The organism is Rhizobium sp. GW821-FHT14E12 (assembly GCF_058803745.1).
This window is the reverse complement of sequence record NZ_JBXAPH010000003.1, coordinates 126,022-144,642: the sequence shown is the minus strand read 5'-3', so window position 1 is coordinate 144,642 and position 18,621 is coordinate 126,022. Positions and strand designations below refer to the sequence as shown.

The window sequence follows — 18,621 nt, the reverse complement described above, 5'->3', positions numbered from 1 at the left end:
CGAAACAGGGCGTCAATTCGCCTTTGCGCCGATTTCCTTGTCCCAACGTCCAAGAAGCGCCTTGCGAACCGTGGGGTCGCCATACTTCTTGAAATCGTAGTCGATGAGCTTGATGTCCTCGAACTTCGGCGCCTCCTTCGGAATCTCCGCCGATTTGTTCGAAGGCAGCTGATAGGATTTCGCGTCCTTCATGTGCGACTGTGCATCGGCGCTGAGCGCCCAGTCGTACCATTTCTTGGCGTTCTCAAGGTTTCTGGCCCCCTTGACGATCGACATCGAACCGATCTCATAGCCGGTGCCCTCGCAAGGCGCGACGGCCTTGATCGGGAAACCTTCGACTGTCTGCGCGACGGCATCGTGCATAAAGACGACTCCGATCGTGGCTTCACCGCGCGCGGCTGCCTTCACCGGTGCCGAGCCCGACTTGGTGTATTGCGAGATGTTGGCGTTGAGTTTTGACAGATAATCGAAGGCCTTGTCTTCGCCCATGATCTGCACCAGCGTTGCCAGCGTGTTGTAGGACGTGCCCGAGGAGTTCGGATTGGCAATCTGGATCTCGCCCTTGTAGGAAGGGTCGAGCAGGTCGGCCCAGCATTTCGGCTCCTTCAAACCTTTTTTCTGCAAGATCGCGGTATTGTAGCCCCAGCCGAGCGCGCCGGCGTAGACGCCGACTGTCCGGTAATTCGCGCTTTCGGCCTGCTTCTTCGCCCAGTCCTGAAGCTGGTCGAAGAGCGGCGATTTATATTCCTGGGTCAGGCCTTCGGTCGCGGCCTGCAGATGAGGATCGCCTGTACCGGCCCACCAGATATCCGTCTTCGGGTTGCGCGCCTCGGCGCGGATCTTGGCGTAGGTTTCGCCCGCCGAGAGCCGGACCATGTTGACCTTGATGTCGGACTGCTTCTCGAACAATCCCTTCATCAGATCGCAGACCTCGGGATCAGCCGAGCAGATGACGTTGAGATCGCCTGCGGCATGAGCGGAATAGGCAGCAAAAGATACCCCCGCGGCAAGCAGTGCCGCGGCCAATTTAACCGATCGCATAATGTCCTCCTGGTGACGACGGCGCCTCCACGCCATCCGCTTTTGCAAGCGTGTGCAAATGCTGCATGAGCTGGTTCCGCGTGTCAACCATTATTGTCATAAAACTGTCACATATGTTGCTTCACAAAACTTGCACGCGATTGCAAATCATGCGCAAATGCGATCGGCATGTTGAGGGCAGGTTGTGTCAGATAAGGTCTTTGTGAGCGCCGATGAGGTCGCCAGGAAAGCGGGCGTTTCGCGCTCGGCCGTTTCCCGCACCTTCACGCCGGGGGCGAGCGTCTCCGAGAAAACGCGACGGAAGGTCATGGCGGCGGCTGAAGAGCTCGGCTATCACGTCAATCAACTTGCGCGCGGCTTGATGCGCAATGAAAGCGGTATCGTCTGTCTTATCGCTTCGGATGTTGCCACGCCCTATCGCTCCGCGTTGCTGCGCGAATTGACCCTGCAGTTGCAGGTCGCCGGTAAGGTCGCCATGTTCGTCAACACGGATCGCTCCGATGGCAGCGTCGACCGCGCGCTGCATCAGGCCATACGGTATCGGGCCGATGCCTCGATTATCCTGTCCGGCCTGCCAGACAAATCCATCACGCAACTCTGCTTGCGAAACGGCCAGCGGCTCGTTCTGATCAACCGGGATGATGATCAGCCTGGGCCACTGCGCATCAATCTCGATGATCGCGACGCGGCAGGTCGTGTTGTGTCTGCCTTCCTTCGCGCCGGCTGCACCCGGCTTGCATTCGCAAATTCGGAAGCGGGAACGCCGAGCCTGATGGCGCGGGAACAGGGCTTCATCGCGGCGGCCAGGGAGCACGGATTGGACGTGATCGTTGAGCGATATGGCTGGACCGGATACGAGGCCGGCAAGATTGTTGCACAGCGGATGCTGACCAGGAAGGAAAGACCCGACGCGGTATTTTGTGCGACCGATCTGCTCGCATGCGGGTTCATGGACGCAGCGCGCCACCAATTTTCTCTGTCGATCCCGGATCAGCTCTGTATCGTCGGTTTCGACGACATCGAGCAGGCATCGTGGACGTCATACCATCTGACGACGTTTGCGCAGCCGGTCGACACGATCGCGCGTGAAGCCGTCACATGGCTCGTGGACGGGCGTAAGGATGCGCCCGATGGCCAATCGTTGAAACTGCACGCTGATTTGGTCTGGCGCGGCTCGGTGCGGGGAGGATGAGCCTTGCCTGTGGATACAGGGCGAATTATTGCCGCGCGGGATGACGAAACCGCATAATCGGTGTCATGGGAGCCAATGTCTGGGAAGAAGAGCAGAACATATCTGGGGCAATTGGCGAGCGAGGCCGCGAAGCTTTTCAGCGGGCGAACGATCGAGCAATATGCTGCGCTCTGCTATAGGAGACAGCCATCAAGCGACAGCATCGAAGTCCTGTTGATTACGTCGCGCGACAGCGGCAGATGGGTCATCCCCAAAGGATGGCCGATGGACAGAAAGCTTGCCCATCAGGTCGCCGAGCGGGAGGCCTGGGAAGAAGCAGGCATCAAGGGAAAGGCGAAGAAGAAGCCTTTTGGTTACTATACCTATCTCAAGCTGTTGGATTCCGGTGAAAGGATACCGTCGCTTGTGCAGGTCCATCTTCTTGAAGTCTCGGGAATCCATGCTGAATTTCCAGAAAAGGACCAGCGATCAATCGCCTGGTATCGGCCATATGAGGCGGCAGCTCTTGTGCGGGAGCCGGAACTCAAAAGCCTTTTGAGCATGGTGGAGGGTGTGCTTCATAAATCCCTTCAAGCGAACAAGAAGATTTCCTGACGTCGGCAACTTTTTTGCTGAGATTCCCATGGCGCCGACAGCTGAACGACATTGCAGAGCAGTGGCTTACGCGAGGGTGCCTGAAATCGAGTGCGAGTTCGATTGTTTTCAAGCCCCAGGGGCTGAACGTTGCCTTGTGGCTCAATGTAGTAATTTTGCCTGTTGCAGGACGATGATAATGAGGGACAATGCCGAATGACATTCAGCCTCCCATCGAATTGGGCGCACCTTGAGGAAGATGGTAGGCAGAATTATTGCAATAGCGATCGCGGCAGCGAATCTTGGGCTTGGTCGCAGGTCAATGAAACAAGGTGGCGATTTGGTCATTGGCCGTTTGAGGCCGGGCTTCGCGCTCAATGGTTTGTGGTTATTCAACGAGGCAAGCGAGGCTGTGTTCGATGGCCACGCGCACGGAATCGAGGACTGGAATTCCAAGCTCGAGCGAAAGTGCCGGAGCAATCGATGAGCCGGCTAAATTCGTGCAGAGAATGAGGATCGCATCGACAGGAGTGCGGGCCACCCTACGCACCATGTCGGCAATCTCCTCCGGCGTGATTGCCGCATAGGACGTATTTTCCGTCAGGTCGCAGCGCACGGCGGCCGCCACCTCTATGCCGATACCGGCATAGTTGGCGATGATGCGTCTTTCGAGCGCCTCGACATAGGGCGTCACCAACCCGATCCGTTGCGCGCCGATCCGTTGCAGGGCTTCGTTGATCGCGATGACCGCCGTTGTTGTGCGAATGCCGGTGCGTGCCTTAATAGCCGCGACCCATTGCCGGTCGCGATCGAAGCCGAGCCAGCTTGCCGCCGTTCCATTCCACAGAATGAGATCGACAGCGGCGTCGGCCAGCAGTTCGGCTGCGGCAAGAACCGGTTCGATTTCAAACTGTTGGAGCGAGGATGCATCGTCGGAAATCTGGACCACCCGCAAGCGTGAGACATGCGACGTCACGGAACCGTTGGCCGGCAAGAGCTTTGCCGTTTCCGGCTCCAGCACCGTGTTGGAGGAGGGCGCCAGCATGCCCAGCCGCTTGGGGTGTCGCACGGTCATCGCGGCAACCTCAGACGATCGAACGGCGGGAAGCGATCCCGCCATCCACGGTCATGATCGTACCGGTCGTATAGCCGGAGCGGAAGGAGGCGAGGAACACGATCAGATCCGTAACCTCATGGACGTGAGCGGGGCGGCCCAAAGGATAGGTGAGCGCCAGTTCTCCAAAGCGGGTTTCGTCGCCCAGTACGTCCCGAGCCCGCTTTTTCAGCATGTTATAGATCCGGTCGGTATCGACCGGGCCGGGATTGACGCCGACCACGCGGATGTTGTCGTCAAGGCTCGATCCGCCGAGCGCCCGGGTGAAGGCCATGAGGCTCGCATTGCCCATCGCGCCGGCGATATAGCGGGGATCGGCGATTTCGCCGCCATTGCCGATATTGTTGATGATCACGCCGCCGCCGGCAGCCTTCATGCGGGGGTAGTAGAGCCGGCAGAGATTGATGTAGCCGTAGATCTTCAGCTCCCAGCCTTCGCGCCATTTTGCTTCATCGACGTCAAACAGCGAGCCGGATGGAATGACCCCGGCATTGTTGACGAGGATATCGATATCGCCGACGGCCGCGACCAAACGTTCTGCGGCGCCGGGTGTCGTCAGGTCCTCGGGAAAGAGATCGACGACCGCATCGGGAATGGCTTCGATGATGCCGGCTTTGACGGCTTCCAGATTGCCGATATTGCGTGCCGTCAATCGCACCGCGCATCCCTCTTCGGCAAACGCCTTGGCAAGGCCCGCGCCTATGCCTTGCGACGCGCCGGTGATCAGAACGGTCTTACCGTTTAACCGCAAATCCATTGTGGGCTCCTGTGAAAATCGTGTGAGAGGGCCGCGATCGCCGCGGCGTTGATGGGTGCCCGAGGCCTTGCTGACATGGTCTAACGCTTCGCGGCTCGTTCGAGGCCGAGATGGTCCCGCAATGTCGAGCCGGTGTAGTCGGCGCGAAACAGACCGCGCTCCTGCAGGATCGGGACGACCAGATCGACGAAGTCGTCCAGGCCCTCGGGGAAATAGGGAGGCATGATGTTGAAGCCGTCGGCGGCGCGGCTTTCGAACCATTGCTGCAACGTATCGGCAATATGTTCGGCCGAGCCGCAAAGAACCCAATGACCACGGGCCGCGGCCATCAGATTATAGACATCGCGCAAGATCATATTGTCCCGCCGGGCCTTGGACAGCATGACGCTTGCAAACGAATGGTAGCTGTCGGGAAGCGGAATATCCGGAACGGCGCCATCGAGATCATATTGGCTCATGTCGACACCAAATCGGTCTGAAAGCAGCGCCATGGCATTCGTCGAGGAGATGAAACCTTGCAGTGTTTTCAACTTGTCGAAGGCTTCCCGGTCCGTGCGGCCGACGACCGGCATGACGCCGGGGAGCAACGTTACCTCGTCCGGCTTGCGACCGAATTCCGGCAAAAGTGCCTTGAAGTCGGCATATTGCCTTTGTGCCTCGGTCATGTCCTGCACCACGGAGAAGACGACATCCGCCGTGCGGGCGGCGAGCTGCTGGCCGGGAGCGGAGCCGCCCGCCTGCAGAACGACCGGCTGGCCCTGCGGCGAACGGCCGATGTTCAATGGTCCTTTGACGGAAAAGAACGCACCGCTGTGATCCAGCGTCCGGACCTTGGCCGGGTCTATGTAGACACCGCTTGAGCGGTCGGCAAGGATTGCGTCATCGTCCCAGCAATCCCAGAGGCCTTTGACGACATCGATGAACTCTCCGGCGATCGCATAGCGTTGGCTGTGATCGGGATGCTCACGGCCGAAATTTGCCCCGGAGACGGCATTGGCGGTGGTGACCGCATTCCAGGCCGCCCTGCCGCCGCTGATATGATCGAGCGAGGCAAATGCTCGCGCGGTGGTGAAAGGGTCGCTGTAGGTGGTAGAGGCGGTGGCGCCGAGGCCGATATGGCTTGTCGTCATCGCAAGGGCGGCCAGCATGGTGAGCGGTTCCAGCCTGGCGGTGTAGGACGGATGGGCGCCAGGGTCCGCATAGAGATTGTCGCCCATGAAGATCAGATCGAACTTGCCACGCTCCGCCGAGGCGGCAACGGCCTGAATGGATTTCATATCCTGAAAGCTGTCAAAGGCGCCGGGATAGCGCCAGCCCGCGACATGGCTGCCCGTTCCCAGAATGAACAGGCCCAGGTGCATCTGTCGTGTCGTCATGAGCCGTTGCCTGTTGCTTCGAGGAAGGAGAAGCCCATCGTTCGGGCATGGTAGTGAAGGCCGCCGTCCTGGACGATCAGGAACATTGCCCGCTCATCGCCCTCGTTGTGATGCGAATGCGGCTCGGTTGCCGGCGTTACCAGCGTTGCAAAAGGCGACCAGTCGCAGCGCAGGCCGCCGACCATCGAATAGGCGCTCTCTCCCTGGAGGATGAGGGTAATGGCTGCGGAATTATGCCGGTGCAGACGCTGATGCTCACCGGCCGGGACTGTGTTGAGCGACAATGTCAGCGACGGCATGATGTTGCGGCTGGCTTCCTGCCTTCTGGACGAGAAAATCAGCGCTATGCCGGAGGTCGTCTCATTCTGCCCGGCCTCCACGACGCGTTGCAATTGTCGTGCGATTTCCGCTGCGGGATAGTGCACCGCTTCGATAGCCGCCGTCGCGGCATCCGGCGGAACCAGATGTTCGAAAGCCAGTTGCGGTTCGTTGCTGACCAGCCACAAAACGGCGCCGTCCGGACCTGCGGCAAGCGACGTATCCGGTCCGCCCGGTGTCAGGAATACGTCGCCGGCGGCCCAGTCGAAAAGCTCGGTCCCGGTTTTGGTAGAGCCCGAACCCCGGATGACATACCAGATGACACCGCTGGCGGCGAAATCTGTGGGAAGAGTGCCCCCTGGTGCGATTGCCGCATAGCGCGCGAGCATCAAGGGTGTCGTGGCGGCAAAGGGTGCGGCAATTGCTGCCGACTGATCGCAGGCAAACAACGTCGTCGTCGTTGCCGCAAGGGCCAGCGCTGCCTGCTCGCGAAAGGTGGATGCCGGCACTGCCGGTAGCTTGACGTTGAAAGCGTTGCCGGAATTGAAGAAGCGCGCCCGGGCGGCAACCGGCGGCGCTGCGGCGGCGGGAAGCTGTACCGGCATCGAGGCCATGTCGATCTTCGGTGCGGTGTCCAGGCTGCTCGTCATTATCTTATCCTCTTTCACATCTCAGAGTGCCGGACGCCGCAAATGCCATTGGGTCACGCCCTGATAGGCATGTGCCGAACGGCAGAGCAGCGCTTCGTCAAATGGCTTGCCGACAAACTGGAAGGCAATCGGGATGCCGGCCGTGCTGGCGCCGCAGGGAACGGTGATCGTGGGATAGCCGCAGACGTCGAAAGGGGCTGTGAACGGGCCGATGGCGAGGATCGCCTCAGGGTCCTCGCCCAGCGACGCCATATAGTCGAGCGTCGGACCGGCGATTGGCAGGCTGGGCACGAGCAGCATGTCAATTCCGGTGAACATGGTTGCGATCCGCCCGTTGAATATGCGGCGGTCATGGAGGGCTTCGGCCATCGCCAAGCCGCTGAAACTGTTGCCTCGCTCCAGAAGGGCTGCCAGTCGCTCGCCATATTCCTCTCTGCGTGCCGGATATGTCTCGCGATGGGCAAGGGCCGCCTCGACCGCGCATTGCACCGCCCAGCCGCGCAGGATGGCCTCGGGTTCCGGAAAGGTGACGTCGATGATACGGGCGCCGAGCGCGCCCATGGTCGTGGCAACAGCCTCAATCGAATGGAGAACTTCCTCCGTGGCAATCCGGCGAAGAAAGGCCCAGTCGACGCCAATCGTGATGCCGGCCACGCCGCCATTGATGTCGGCAAGGTAGTCGGGCACATCAACCGGTGCGGCCGTGGGGTCGGCGGGATCAGGCCCTGCGATAACCGCCAGAATGGCGGCGGCGTCCTTGGCCGTTCGCGCCATCGGGCCGACATGATCGAGGGATTCCGCGAGAGGGAAGACGCCATGACGGCTCACCCGGCCCCAGCTCGGCTTGATGCCGACGAGCCCGCAGCAGGATGATGGCAGGCGGATCGATCCGCCGGTGTCGGTGCCAAGCGTTGCGTAGGCAAGCCCGGCTGTTACCGCAACGCCGGATCCGCTCGACGAGGTTCCGGTCCAGTGCGCGGCGCCGAAGGGGTTGATGGGCGGCGCGATTGTCGGGTGGTGATCGGCATAGACGCCTTCGGTCGCCGTCAGCTTGCCGAGCATCACGGCGCCCGCAGTGCGCAGCCTGGCCGTGGCGGTCGATTCATGAGGCGGCTGCCAGTCGCTATAGATCGAGCTGCCGAGACCTGTCTTGATGTCGGTCGTGTAGAAGACATCCTTCACGGCCATGGGGATGCCGTGCAGCGGGCCGCGCCAATGTCCGGCCTTGATCTCGGCATGTGCCTTTTCCGCCATCGTCATCGCCGTTTCAGGAGCGACGGCGACATAGGAATGAAGAGTGCCGTCATGGGCTGCGATGCGCTCGAGCATCAATTCGGTGAGCGTAACAGGGGAGAGGGCGCCGCCGCGGATACGGTCCGACAAGGCGGTAAAACTTTCGGCCCACAATCTGTCTTCCGTCATCTAGCCCATCTCCGCAGGCGAATATCACTCTCGTTATACATAAAGAAGCTTTGAAAATAATCAACGCAAAAATATTAGGCAGCTTTGGGTAAATTTCAGGCTGAATCGCCATTGTGGCGTAGGTGGCCTCTGGGTTTCCGGCCTCGATCCGGTATAAAATCCATGATTCTGAGTTGGCATGTATATTGCTTTTACATTTCTGCATACTGAAACGGAGAGCGATCATGAGGGCATCTTTAAGAAGTAGCTTGCTTGCAGCGGCGGTTGCCGTCTTTGCCGGGGTGGTTTCCATAACGCAGGCCACGGCGGCCGAGGCGGTGTCGATCCGCCTCAAATGGGTGGCCCAGGCGCAGTTTGCCGGCATCTATGTCGCCAAGGCCAAGGGCTTCTACAAGGAGGCCGGTATCGAGGCGACGATCAATCCCGGCGGTCCGAACATCAATGTCGAATCTCTCGTCGCCTCCGGCGCCGATACGTTTGGCATCGCCAGCGGGACGGAGGGCATGCTCTATGCGCGCGAAAACGGATTGCCGCTCGTCTGCATCGGCATGTCGCAGCAGATGACGCCGTTTGCCTACGTCACCTACAATGGCACCGGCATCAAGTCGGTCAAGGACTTCAAGGGCAAGAAGGTCGCCACCTGGTTTACCGGGCCGCAGTTCACGCTTTTCTCGGTGCTCGCGCATGAGGGGATTGCCAAGGACGACGTGCAGATCGTTTCCCAACCTTTCTCGATGCAGCCATTTATCGACCATCAGTATGATGTGGCGACCGTGACGCTTTACAATGAGCTCAATACGCTGAAGGAGCAGGGCATCAATGACATCCGCCTGTTCCTCCCCGACGATTCCGGTGTGACGACGCAGCAGGACGCCATCGTCACCTCGGAGAAGGTGATCAAGGAAAAGCCGGAGCTCGTGCAGGCGTTTCTGGCCGCGACATTGAAGGGCTGGAAATATTCCTTCGAACACAAGGCCGAAGCGGTGGATATCGTGCTTGCCGCCGGTTCCGGTCTCGAGCGCAAGCATCAGGAACTGATGCTGGACGAAATCGAACATGTGATGACAGCCAAGCTCGGCAAGACCGAAGGTCTCGGCGCCATCGATCTCGCCTCCATCGGCGCCGTGCAGGACAGCCTTCTCGAATATAAGGCGCTCAAGGCCAAAGTGGACCTGAAGTCCGCCTTCAATACATCCTTCTGGGACAAGGTCCCGGCGGCGGACAAGAAGCTCTGAACGCGTACGGAATGGAAAACGGGACGATGGATCAATCGATGATGCAAAACCAGCCGGAAGCCACCCATCGTCCCGCGCAACTGCAACTCGTCAACGTCTGGAAACGCTTCGGAGAGGGTGATCGGCAAACCGTTGCCGTTCGCAATGTCGATCTTTCCATCGCGCCCGGTGAGTTCGTCACGCTGATCGGTCCGTCCGGTTGCGGCAAGTCCACCCTCTTCAACATGATTGCGGGCCTTTTGCCGCCGGATCCGGATGGATCGATCCTGCTGGCCGGCCGGCCGCAGATGGATGGCGCGTTGCTCGGCAAGATCTCCTTCATGCCGCAACGAGACCTGCTGTTTCCTTGGCGCACGGTGCTCGACAATGCCACGATCGCACTGGAGGTCGAGGGCATGTCACGCAAAGCCGCGCGACAAAAGGCTGAAGCACTGTTCCCCGATTTCGGATTGCAGGGTTTTGAAAAGCACTATCCGCATCAGCTATCCGGCGGCATGCGCCAGCGGGTGGCCCTGATGCGCACATTCCTGTTCGAGCGCGACCTGATCCTGCTCGACGAGCCGTTCGGGGCGCTCGATGCCTTGACGCGCAGCATGATGCAGCGCTGGCTGCTCGACATATGGGCTCGCCACCGGCGCACGGTTCTGTTCATCACTCATGATATCGACGAAGCGATTTTCCTTGGCGACAAGGTCGTGGTCATGACGGCCCGCCCGGGCACGGTCCGTTGCGAGGTGAAGGTCGATTTGCCGCGCCCGCGCGATGCCTCCATCCTCACCGATCCGGAATTCATGGAGATCAAGAGGACGCTGCTCGCGGTCGTCGAGGAAGAAAGCATGAAGAGCTTTGCAACGGCGGCAGCAACATGAAGGTCCGGATCGTCGCAAGCTCTCCGCTAACCGTGGTTTTGATAACCATGGGCATCTGGCTGGTCGCCGTCCCGATGTTCAGGATCGAGCCGCGTTATCTCCCGGCATTGCCGGATGTGTTGGCCGATGGGATTTCGATCTGGCCAGATCTGGTTTCAGGCTTTGCGCGCACACTCTTGGAGACCTTGATCGGTTTCATGCTTGGCGCCGCGCTCGGCATCATCTTTGGCATTGCCTTTGCCTATGTCCGGATCGCCGAACGCGCCTTTTTTCCCATCTTTGTTGCGCTGCAAACGGTTCCCGTCATCGCATTCGGGGCGATTGTCGTGATCTGGTTCGGCAACACGATCCTGTCGAAGATCGCGATTGCGCTCTACCTCTCCTTCTTCCCAGTGGCGGTCAATACCCTGCGCGGCCTGCAATCCGTTGACCCGCAGCGGGTGGCTCTCATGCGCAGCTTCGGGGCGACGGAGACGCAGCAATTTCTCAAGCTGGCGCTCCCGACGGCGCTACCGACCATTATGGTCGGGCTCAAACTCGGCGTGTCCCTCGGTCTTGCAGGAGCGATTGTTGGCGAATGGTTCGGCGATACGGTCGGCCTCGGCGTCATGCTGCTGCAATCGCTTTATTTCGAGCAGGTGCCGCGCATGTGGGTATTGATCATTGCCAGTGGTGTGCTCGGTACGGCGCTCTATGGCGTGCTTGCATTGCTGGAACGGAAATTCATCTGGTGGCGTCCCGAATGACCAAACTCAATAGCCTGGTTCCAGTATTCATCGCGCTCGTCGGACTGCTTCTCGCCTGGCAGTTCGGCGCCTCGCTTCTTGATCTGCCGGCCTATATCCTGCCTCGACCGCTCGACATCCTCATGGGCGGCGTCGGCAAGGCGCGTCTCATTGGCGACGCGCTGTTCGTAACACTCCTAGAGGCATTGCTCGGTTTTGCGATTGGTGCGGCAATCGGGTTGGGACTGGCGATTGTGATGATCCTGGTTCCGCCGCTCGAACTCAGCCTGCTACCGCTGGTCATCGCCGTCAATTCCGTGCCGGCGGTCGCCTTCGTCCCGCTGGCATTGATCTGGTTCGGGCTGGGCATGGCCTCGAAAGTCGCGATGGCCGGGCTTGCGGTCAGTTTTGCGGTTCTGCTCAATGCGCTGGCGGGCCTGAAGCGCCCCGAGACGGCGGCTGTCGATCTGTTGCGCAGCTTCGGGGCGGGGCCGTTCGGCATCCTCTGGCGGTTGCGGCTACCGGCGACGATGCCGCATTTGGTCACCGGCCTGCGCATCGGGCTTGCCCGCAGCACCATCGCTGTGATCGTCACCGAAATGCTCGGAGCCTATGCCGGCATCGGGCAGCTCATCTATCAATCAACGGCTCAGATCGACTACGTCACCGTATGGGCCGCCGTTTTCGCCGCGTCGCTGGGCAGCCTGATCCTCTATGGGCTCCTCGTCGCAATCGACCGCAAGCTAATATGGTGGAAATGACCATGGCATCAACTTCCCTGCCGCTCTCCGAAGCAGAGCTTCGCATCCAACTGGCGGCGTGCTACCGCCTCGTTGCTCATTTCGGCATGGACGATCTGATCTACAACCACATCTCGGTGCGGCTGCCAGGCCCGGAGCATCATTTCCTGATCAATCCCTACGGATTGCTGTTTTCGGAAATCAATGCCTCCTGCTTCGTCAAGATAGATCTGGATGGAAACAAGATCGGCAAAAGCGATCATCCGGTGAACCGGGCCGGCTTTGTCATCCATAGCGCGATCCATTCGGGCCGCGAGGATGCGATCTGTGTGCTTCATACTCATTCAGAAGCGGCGACCGCCATTTCGGCGCTGGAAGAGGGCCTGCTGCCCGTCAGCCAATTCGCGATGCGCTACATGGGGCATATGGGCTTGCACGATTATGAAGGTGTCGCCATCGACACCGACGAACGGCAGCGGCTAATCGACGATATCGGCCCGCATAACGTGCTGGTGCTGCGCAATCACGGCGTCTTGACGGTGGGGAGAACCATCCCCGAAGCCTTTATCCTCATGTATTATTTTGAAAAGGCGGCTCGTGTGCAGCTGATGGCGCAGAGCGCGGTGGGCGCCGGGTCGCGCTTGGCCCTTCCGAAGGCCGAGGTCAGTGACAAGGCGGCCAGGCAATTCCACGATCACCATGGCGACATACTCGCTCCCGGCTCCAGAGAGTGGCCCGCGTTCATCCGGCTGCTCGACCGGATCGATCCGTCCTATCGCGATTGATATGATCTGCTTATCTATGCGAAGTAGAGTCGACGGGACCTGCTGCGGATATGTAGCCGCAGCGGCAAGAGATCTCATTCTGAAGACGGGAAAAATGGCATGACGGGGCAGGAGACCGGATCGGTTCTATTGGCGTCCGACGACGGAGACGTGCGCGCGGGTGGGGGGACGCTTTCCGACGAATTGCGCAACCGCCTGGAGGAAATGATCGTCAGCGGTACGCTCAAGCCCGGTGAACGCCTTGACGAAGTGGAGCTTGCTGCCCGTTTCAAGGTCTCGCGGACGCCGGTCAGGGAGGCGCTGAAAGCATTGAGCGCGACCGGCCTCGTCGACATACGCGGACGGCAGGGCATCACGGTTGCGATCATTTCGATCCCTATCCTCCTGGAAATGTTCCAGATGATGGCAGTGCTCGAAGGCTTGTGCGCCAAGCTGGCGGCGCGCCGGGCGACGGTCCCCGAGAGGGCGGCGCTGCGCGAGATCCATGCAAGGCTGATCAACGCGCTTTCGGCTGCTGATCCGGACAATTTCTACGCCATCAATTCCGAGTTCCACGAACTGCTTTACGATGCGGCGCATACGCATTTTCTGGCGGGTCAGACCCGGGCGCTACGCCGCCGCGTGGCCGCCTATCGCCGTTATGTCACCTATCAACCGGGCCGAATGGCCGCGACGATCGGCGAACATGAGCGTATCCTCGACGCCATCGAGCGCGCCGACGCCGAGACGGCGTTCAAGGCCGCCAGCGAGCATGTCAGTCTCCTTGGCGATGATATGGTGGATTTTATCGCGGCCTTGCCGGCCGCCTTTGTTCAGGAAGGCTGAAGAGGTTCCGTCAGCCGACGCCGTGTTTTTCCAGAATGGACATTGCGATTGAATTGAAAGCCTCAGGGCTTTCAAGCATCGGAAAGTGGCCCACTTCATTCATGATGTGCAGATCGAGACCGGCCAGATCGAGTTCGGTGCTGCTGCGAAGCATGGCGGAGTTGATGGTGGCGACCGGGGCATCCAGAAGCGGCCAGTGCGTTTCTATGTCCCATTCCAGCAAGGATCTCAAAGCCGTCAGCGCGACGTTTCTGTCGCATTGCGTCATGATGCGAATGATCTCGGCGACGATGACCGGATCCGTCGCAGGCGCCGTGATGTTGCGCACCATTTTTGCCATCGTGGCTTCGAAATGCATTTCGAACTTCTGAACCCGCAACTCGATCTCGTCGGCGGGACGGCGCTGGTAAAATGCCGCATCGGTGAAAGTGTCGACGCCGAGGACGAACTTGCATCGTCCAGCAAGAAGCAGGCCTGCTTCTATAGCGACGGGACCGCCCATGGAATGACCCATCAGGGCAAGCTCCCTCGCATCGAGCGTGTTCGCCACGTCGACGACGTTTTCCGCAAACCTGCCGATGCCGAGCTGCCATGTCTCTACCGGAGGGGCCGAAAGACCGTGACCTTCAAAATCGAGCGTCACGACCCGGAATCTGCTGGCCAGCTGCTTTATTTGAAAGCGCCAGAAGACGTCACTACAGCACCAGCCATGAAGCAGGAATAGAAACGGTCCCTTTTCTCCATGCACCTTGAAATTGTGAATGGGCATCCAGCTGCGACCCCGTTTGCATCGATGAAAACTGCCTACCCAACGTCCCTATTCGCACCGGAATCCGATGTCGTTTTACACTATAATGCCTGACCTGCTCATTGTCTGTTCTCTGAAGGCGCATAAAGCCTAAACTCGAATCCGAAATAGCCGGTCGGTGGTTTGATCCTCTTCAAGGCGACAAAGCCAGGAGTATCCGGCTGGGGCTTAGCTGCTAGCCGCGAAGATGCGACCGATCGTATTGAGCAGAATCTGGGCCGCGAGAATAGCCGTCGAGCCCGTATGGTCGTAGTCGGGCGCGACTTCGACCAAATCGATGCCGACAATCTCGCCGCGCTTGGCCAACCCCGCGATCAGTTCCAGAACCTCGTAGTAGATGAAGCCACCGTGGCTCGGTGTGCCGGTGCCAGGGGCGATTGAAGGATCGAAACCGTCGATGTCGATGGAAAGATAATAGCGCTTTCCGAGAGGAATGCGTTCCAGCACATTTTCCACGCCAAGCTTGCGGATTTGCCGAACGGAGAGGATCTCCGATCCATGTGCTCGAGCATAATCATAACCTTCCTTGGCGGTGGAAGAGACGTTGCGGATGCCGAGTTGCGTCATGCCCGTAACCCAGGGCTTTTCCGAGGCGCGGCGCATCGGGCTGCCATGACCGTAGCGGACCCCATGACGCTCGTCGACAAAATCGAGATGGGCGTCGAACTGCACCAGATGAATCGGTTCCTGATCGCTGAAAGCGTTGATGCAAGGAATGTTGATCGAGTGGTCGCCGCCGAGTACGACGGGGAGCGCGCCCGCGGCGAGGATCTTGCGAACACCGAACTCGATATTGGCGTGGCTGGTCGTCGTGTCGGTGTGCACGATGTCGGCGTCGCCTATGTCTACGATCCTGACGCCTTCGAGATAGGTGACGTCATCTTCGTGATCATAGGCTCCGGCATGGCCGAAGGAAAACAGCGTGGAAGCCTCGCGAATGCTGCGCGGCCCGAAGCGGGCACCGGCGCGCCATTGCGTGCCGAAGTCGAAGGGGGCGCCGAGGATTGCGACATCGGCGTCGATCGCGTCCCAGTTTTCGACATAGGGGCTCTTGGCGAAGGTGGAAATGCCGACGAAGGGTAGATTGAGCCGGCCCGTGTTGTAACCGTGAGCAGCCATGGGTCTTCCTTTCAAGATATCAAAATGCGCGTTCGCGCCAGGTTTGCAGGAATTGCGAAAGGCGCTCGCTCTTCGGTGCCGCGAAAAGCGTTTGCGGCGGACCGTCCTCCACAATGCGGCCACCGTCCATGAAGACGACGCGGTTGGCCGCGTGCGCGGCGAACCCCATTTCGTGGGTGACGATGAGCATGGTCATGCCCTCCGAGGCGAGCGCTCTCATGACCGAGAGCACCTCGCCCACAAGCTCTGGGTCCAGTGCCGAGGTCGGCTCGTCGAACAGCATCACTTTCGGTGTCATGGCGAGCGCCCGGGCAATTGCCACGCGTTGCTTCTGCCCACCGGACAGATTTTCGGGATGGCGGTCGGCGAAAGCTGTGAGCCCCACTTTGGCCAGCGCCGCGTGTCCGGTTGCTTCCGCTTCGGCGCGAGCGACGCGGTGGACGAGCCGGAGCGCCAGCGTCACATTGTCGAGCACGTTCATGTGCGGCCAGAGATGGAAATGCTGGAATACGATGCCAAGAGGACGGCGAGCGTCGGCTAGCTCCTTCGTGCCGGCACGTTCGCGCCCCAGTGGCGTTTCCCGCCAGCCCATCATCCGGCCGAACACATTAACCTCGCCGGCGTCGTAGGGATCGAGAAAGGCGATGGAACGCAGGAGCGTGCTCTTGCCCGAGCCGGAGGGGCCGATGACACAGGTGACATCGCCGGCATGAATATCGAGATCGATGCCGTTCAGTACCGTTCTTTCGCCGAAGCGTTTCTCAAGTCCGCGAACCGATATCGCCGCCGGTGTTGCTGTCATGTCAGAAGCCTTTCGCTGCAAGGCGGCGCTCTGCGTAGAAGCCGATCCGCGCAATGGTTTCGACGAGCGCCCAATAGAGCAGGGCGACGGTCACGTAGGGCGTGACGACCGCGAAACTGATGGAGCTGATGGTGCCCGCGACTTTCGTCAGTTCGCCGAGTGTGATGACGGACAGAACGGCCGATTCCTTCACCAGATTGATCGCCTGACCAATGGAGGGCGGAAGCGTCAGCCTCATCGCCTGCGGCAGTTCCACATGCAGGAATATCTGGCCTGGTGTGAGGCCGAGCATGGCGGCCGCCTCGCATTCGCCCTTCGGCACGGCATTGAACCCTGCCCGGAAGATTTCTGCGAAGGGACCAGCACCATAAAGACCAAGGCCGACAATGCCGGCGACATAGGGGCTGAGCACCAAGCCAAACTGCGGGCCACCATAATAGAGAAGGAAGAGTACCAGTGCCAGAGGTGCGCCGCGGGCGAATTCGACATAGACCCGGATCGCCAGGGACAGGGGCCGCAAGCGGCTGCGCAGGGACAATGTCAGCAGGATGCCGACCAGAACGGCGATGCAAATTCCGAGAGCCGACACGGCGGTCGTGGTGGCAAGACCGGCGAGATAAAACGGAAGATCGTTGAAAAAGCCAGTCATCATCGTCTGGCCCCTTGCGTCAGGCGGCGCTCCATCAAGAGACCGATACCGGCCAAAGCCGCGCCGACGGCCACATAGAGCAGGAGAGCGGAGGCATAGGCCTCCAGCGGGCGGAATGTTGATGCCGCCACTTGCTGTGCCCTGCGGGTGACATCCATGACCGCGATAACGGAGACGAGGGAAGAATTCTTCACCAGCGCCTGCATCTCACCGACAAGCGCTGGCAGCATCGTGCGTACAGCTTGCGGCACCTCGATGCGCAAGAAGGTTTGAGCCGTCGTCAGCCCAAGCATTTCGGCCGCCTCGATCTGTCCCCTCGGCACCGCCAGAAGCCCGGCGCGGTAGATCTCCGATTGGAAAGCGGCGGTGTTGAGCGCCAGTGCCAGGGCGGCAGCCACAGGCGGCTCCAGTTCGAGGCCGAGAAACGGCAGCAGATAGAAGACGACGAGAAGCTGGACGAGGATAGGCGTGCCACGCCAGAACGAGACATACAGCCCGGCTGCTGCACGCGGCAGCCGGCCGCAGCGCGAGGCGGCCGCAAGCAGCACGGCCAGCGGCACGCCGAGCAGAAGCGCCGAAAAGCTGACCGTGACGGTGGTGAGGAGACCGTCAAGAAGAGCTGGCCAGACGCCCGCCAGTGTCCTGTCCATGATCGCTTCTCCCTTACCATTACTGAGTGGCGGGAAGCGCTTCCGGCAGTTCCATCGGAGCGCCAAACCACTTTTTCTGCAGCTCGGCGAGCTTGCCGGATTTGTTGTGCTTGATGAGTTCCGCGTCGATCAGTGCGTTGAGCGAGGTGCTGTCGGCGTCGTTGCGGCCAGCCCAGGAGAAATAGGTCTTCGGTCCGAAGGTGGGCAGGACGACTTCGAAGATATCCGGCCGCTGGCGCGCTGCTTCAAGCAGGTTCGGCAATGAGTTGACGACGGCATGGATGCGACCCGTAGCAAGGTCGGCATAGGCTTCGGAGAAGTCGGTATAGGTTGAAACGGTTACGTCGGCCTTACCGGAAGCTTTCAGCTCAGTCGCGAATGTCTCAAGCGCCGCGAGTTGGGCGGAACCCGCCTGCGAGCCGACTGGCTTGCCGGCGATATCTTCCGGCTTGGTGATTTCGGCATCGCCCTTTCGCTTCAGCACAGCCATCGTGGCATCCGCGATCGGTACAGAAAGATGATAGGCCTTCATGCGCTCCGGTGTGACGGTGACCGAGGTGACGACATAATCGAAGCGGCTGGCAGCAAGACCCGGCAGGATACCCTGCCAGGGCAGATCGAGGCGCTTTAGCTCAACTCCGGGCAGTTCCTTCATGACGTCTTCCATGATGTCGGCGGAATAACCAACGATCTTCCCATCCTCGACAAATTCGAACGGCGCAAAACGCGCCTCGGTGGCAACGGTGAAAACCTTCGTCGTCTTGATTTTGTCGAGCAGGTCGGCCGCGTGCGCGACGGGTGCCATCATGGCGACGGCAAGCGCGGCGCCCGCCAGAAGGATTCTCGAATTCCGGATGATTGTCATAGTCTTGTTCCCCTGCTTTTTCGGGATCGCTTCGTGATCTCTGAAGGAGAGGAAAGCATGGACAATAGCTCAGAAAAATAGGAAAGTGATGAAGTTTACATCAGAA

At 59.9% G+C, this 18,621-nt stretch carries 20 protein-coding genes; 8 read left to right on the top strand and 12 right to left on the bottom strand.

Annotation, left to right across the window (positions count from 1 at the left end):
* Positions 1-12: 12 nt before the first annotated feature.
* Positions 13-1,041, bottom strand: a complete 1,029-nt coding sequence (locus AC1RO0_RS14030) for an ABC transporter substrate-binding protein (RefSeq protein WP_498593504.1) — start codon at positions 1,039-1,041, stop codon at positions 13-15.
* Between the two features lie 184 nt (positions 1,042-1,225).
* On the opposite strand from AC1RO0_RS14030, the gene AC1RO0_RS14025 reads away from it, so the two are divergent.
* Entirely contained in the window at positions 1,226-2,233 is a 1,008-nt protein-coding gene (locus tag AC1RO0_RS14025; protein WP_498593503.1) for a LacI family DNA-binding transcriptional regulator, read from the top strand.
* A gap of 75 nt (positions 2,234-2,308) precedes the next feature.
* On the top strand, positions 2,309-2,827 hold the full coding sequence (locus AC1RO0_RS14020; RefSeq protein WP_498593502.1) for an NUDIX hydrolase: 519 nt from the start codon (positions 2,309-2,311) through the stop codon (positions 2,825-2,827).
* Between the two features lie 367 nt (positions 2,828-3,194).
* On the opposite strand, the gene AC1RO0_RS14015 is transcribed toward AC1RO0_RS14020, so the two are convergent.
* From AC1RO0_RS14015 to AC1RO0_RS13995, 5 genes are all read right to left on the bottom strand, one after another.
* Positions 3,195-3,881 (bottom strand): maleate cis-trans isomerase family protein, encoded by a 687-nt coding sequence (locus AC1RO0_RS14015; protein ID WP_498593501.1) that lies wholly within the window; start codon positions 3,879-3,881, stop codon positions 3,195-3,197.
* 10 nt (positions 3,882-3,891) lie between these two features.
* The gene (locus AC1RO0_RS14010; RefSeq protein WP_498593500.1) at positions 3,892-4,677 is read right to left on the bottom strand and encodes an SDR family oxidoreductase; all 786 of its coding nucleotides are present in this window, start codon (positions 4,675-4,677) and stop codon (positions 3,892-3,894) included.
* 80 nt (positions 4,678-4,757) lie between these two features.
* Entirely contained in the window at positions 4,758-6,053 is a 1,296-nt protein-coding gene (locus tag AC1RO0_RS14005; protein ID WP_498593499.1) for an LLM class flavin-dependent oxidoreductase, read from the bottom strand.
* Positions 6,050-7,021 carry a cupin domain-containing protein gene (locus AC1RO0_RS14000; RefSeq protein ID WP_498593498.1) on the bottom strand — a complete coding sequence of 324 codons (972 nt, stop codon included), beginning with the start codon at positions 7,019-7,021 and terminating at the stop codon, positions 6,050-6,052. Before AC1RO0_RS14000 ends, AC1RO0_RS14005 begins: the two co-directional genes overlap by 4 nt.
* Positions 7,022-7,042: 21 nt before the next feature.
* Complete coding sequence (locus AC1RO0_RS13995) at positions 7,043-8,443, bottom strand: amidase (protein ID WP_498593497.1); 1,401 nt, start codon at positions 8,441-8,443, stop codon at positions 7,043-7,045.
* 224 nt (positions 8,444-8,667) lie between these two features.
* Here AC1RO0_RS13995 and AC1RO0_RS13990 point away from each other — a divergent pair, with 224 nt between their 5' ends.
* The 6 genes from AC1RO0_RS13990 (at position 8,668) to AC1RO0_RS13965 (ending at position 13,622) form a co-directional block, all read left to right on the top strand.
* Positions 8,668-9,678 (top strand): ABC transporter substrate-binding protein, encoded by a 1,011-nt coding sequence (locus AC1RO0_RS13990; protein WP_498593496.1) that lies wholly within the window; start codon positions 8,668-8,670, stop codon positions 9,676-9,678.
* Positions 9,679-9,716: 38 nt separating this feature from the next.
* The gene (locus AC1RO0_RS13985) at positions 9,717-10,547 is read left to right on the top strand and encodes an ABC transporter ATP-binding protein (protein WP_498593495.1); all 831 of its coding nucleotides are present in this window, start codon (positions 9,717-9,719) and stop codon (positions 10,545-10,547) included.
* Positions 10,544-11,293 (top strand): ABC transporter permease, encoded by a 750-nt coding sequence (locus AC1RO0_RS13980; protein ID WP_498593494.1) that lies wholly within the window; start codon positions 10,544-10,546, stop codon positions 11,291-11,293. The genes AC1RO0_RS13985 and AC1RO0_RS13980 overlap by 4 nt, the downstream gene beginning before the upstream one ends.
* A complete protein-coding gene (locus AC1RO0_RS13975; RefSeq protein WP_498593493.1) occupies positions 11,290-12,033 on the top strand; it encodes an ABC transporter permease in 744 nt (247 codons plus the stop codon). Before AC1RO0_RS13980 ends, AC1RO0_RS13975 begins: the two co-directional genes overlap by 4 nt.
* Positions 12,034-12,035: 2 nt before the next feature.
* Positions 12,036-12,797 carry a class II aldolase/adducin family protein gene (locus AC1RO0_RS13970; RefSeq protein ID WP_498593492.1) on the top strand — a complete coding sequence of 254 codons (762 nt, stop codon included), beginning with the start codon at positions 12,036-12,038 and terminating at the stop codon, positions 12,795-12,797.
* Between the two features lie 99 nt (positions 12,798-12,896).
* Entirely contained in the window at positions 12,897-13,622 is a 726-nt protein-coding gene (locus AC1RO0_RS13965; RefSeq protein WP_498593491.1) for a GntR family transcriptional regulator, read from the top strand.
* Between the two features lie 10 nt (positions 13,623-13,632).
* Here AC1RO0_RS13965 and AC1RO0_RS13960 read toward each other — a convergent pair whose 3' ends face one another.
* From AC1RO0_RS13960 to AC1RO0_RS13935, 6 genes are all read right to left on the bottom strand, one after another.
* Positions 13,633-14,391, bottom strand: coding sequence for an alpha/beta fold hydrolase (locus tag AC1RO0_RS13960; protein ID WP_498593490.1), 759 nt, complete (start codon positions 14,389-14,391; stop codon positions 13,633-13,635).
* Between the two features lie 207 nt (positions 14,392-14,598).
* Complete coding sequence (speB, locus tag AC1RO0_RS13955; RefSeq protein WP_498593489.1) at positions 14,599-15,549, bottom strand: agmatinase; 951 nt, start codon at positions 15,547-15,549, stop codon at positions 14,599-14,601.
* A gap of 19 nt (positions 15,550-15,568) precedes the next feature.
* Positions 15,569-16,351, bottom strand: a complete 783-nt coding sequence (locus AC1RO0_RS13950) for an amino acid ABC transporter ATP-binding protein (protein ID WP_498593488.1) — start codon at positions 16,349-16,351, stop codon at positions 15,569-15,571.
* A 1-nt stretch (position 16,352) separates the two neighbouring features.
* A complete protein-coding gene (locus AC1RO0_RS13945) occupies positions 16,353-17,003 on the bottom strand; it encodes an amino acid ABC transporter permease (RefSeq protein WP_498593487.1) in 651 nt (216 codons plus the stop codon).
* Positions 17,000-17,650, bottom strand: a complete 651-nt coding sequence (locus AC1RO0_RS13940) for an amino acid ABC transporter permease (protein ID WP_498593486.1) — start codon at positions 17,648-17,650, stop codon at positions 17,000-17,002. Before AC1RO0_RS13940 ends, AC1RO0_RS13945 begins: the two co-directional genes overlap by 4 nt.
* A gap of 19 nt (positions 17,651-17,669) precedes the next feature.
* Positions 17,670-18,515 carry a transporter substrate-binding domain-containing protein gene (locus AC1RO0_RS13935; RefSeq protein ID WP_498593485.1) on the bottom strand — a complete coding sequence of 282 codons (846 nt, stop codon included), beginning with the start codon at positions 18,513-18,515 and terminating at the stop codon, positions 17,670-17,672.
* Between the last annotated feature and the right edge of the window lie 106 nt (positions 18,516-18,621).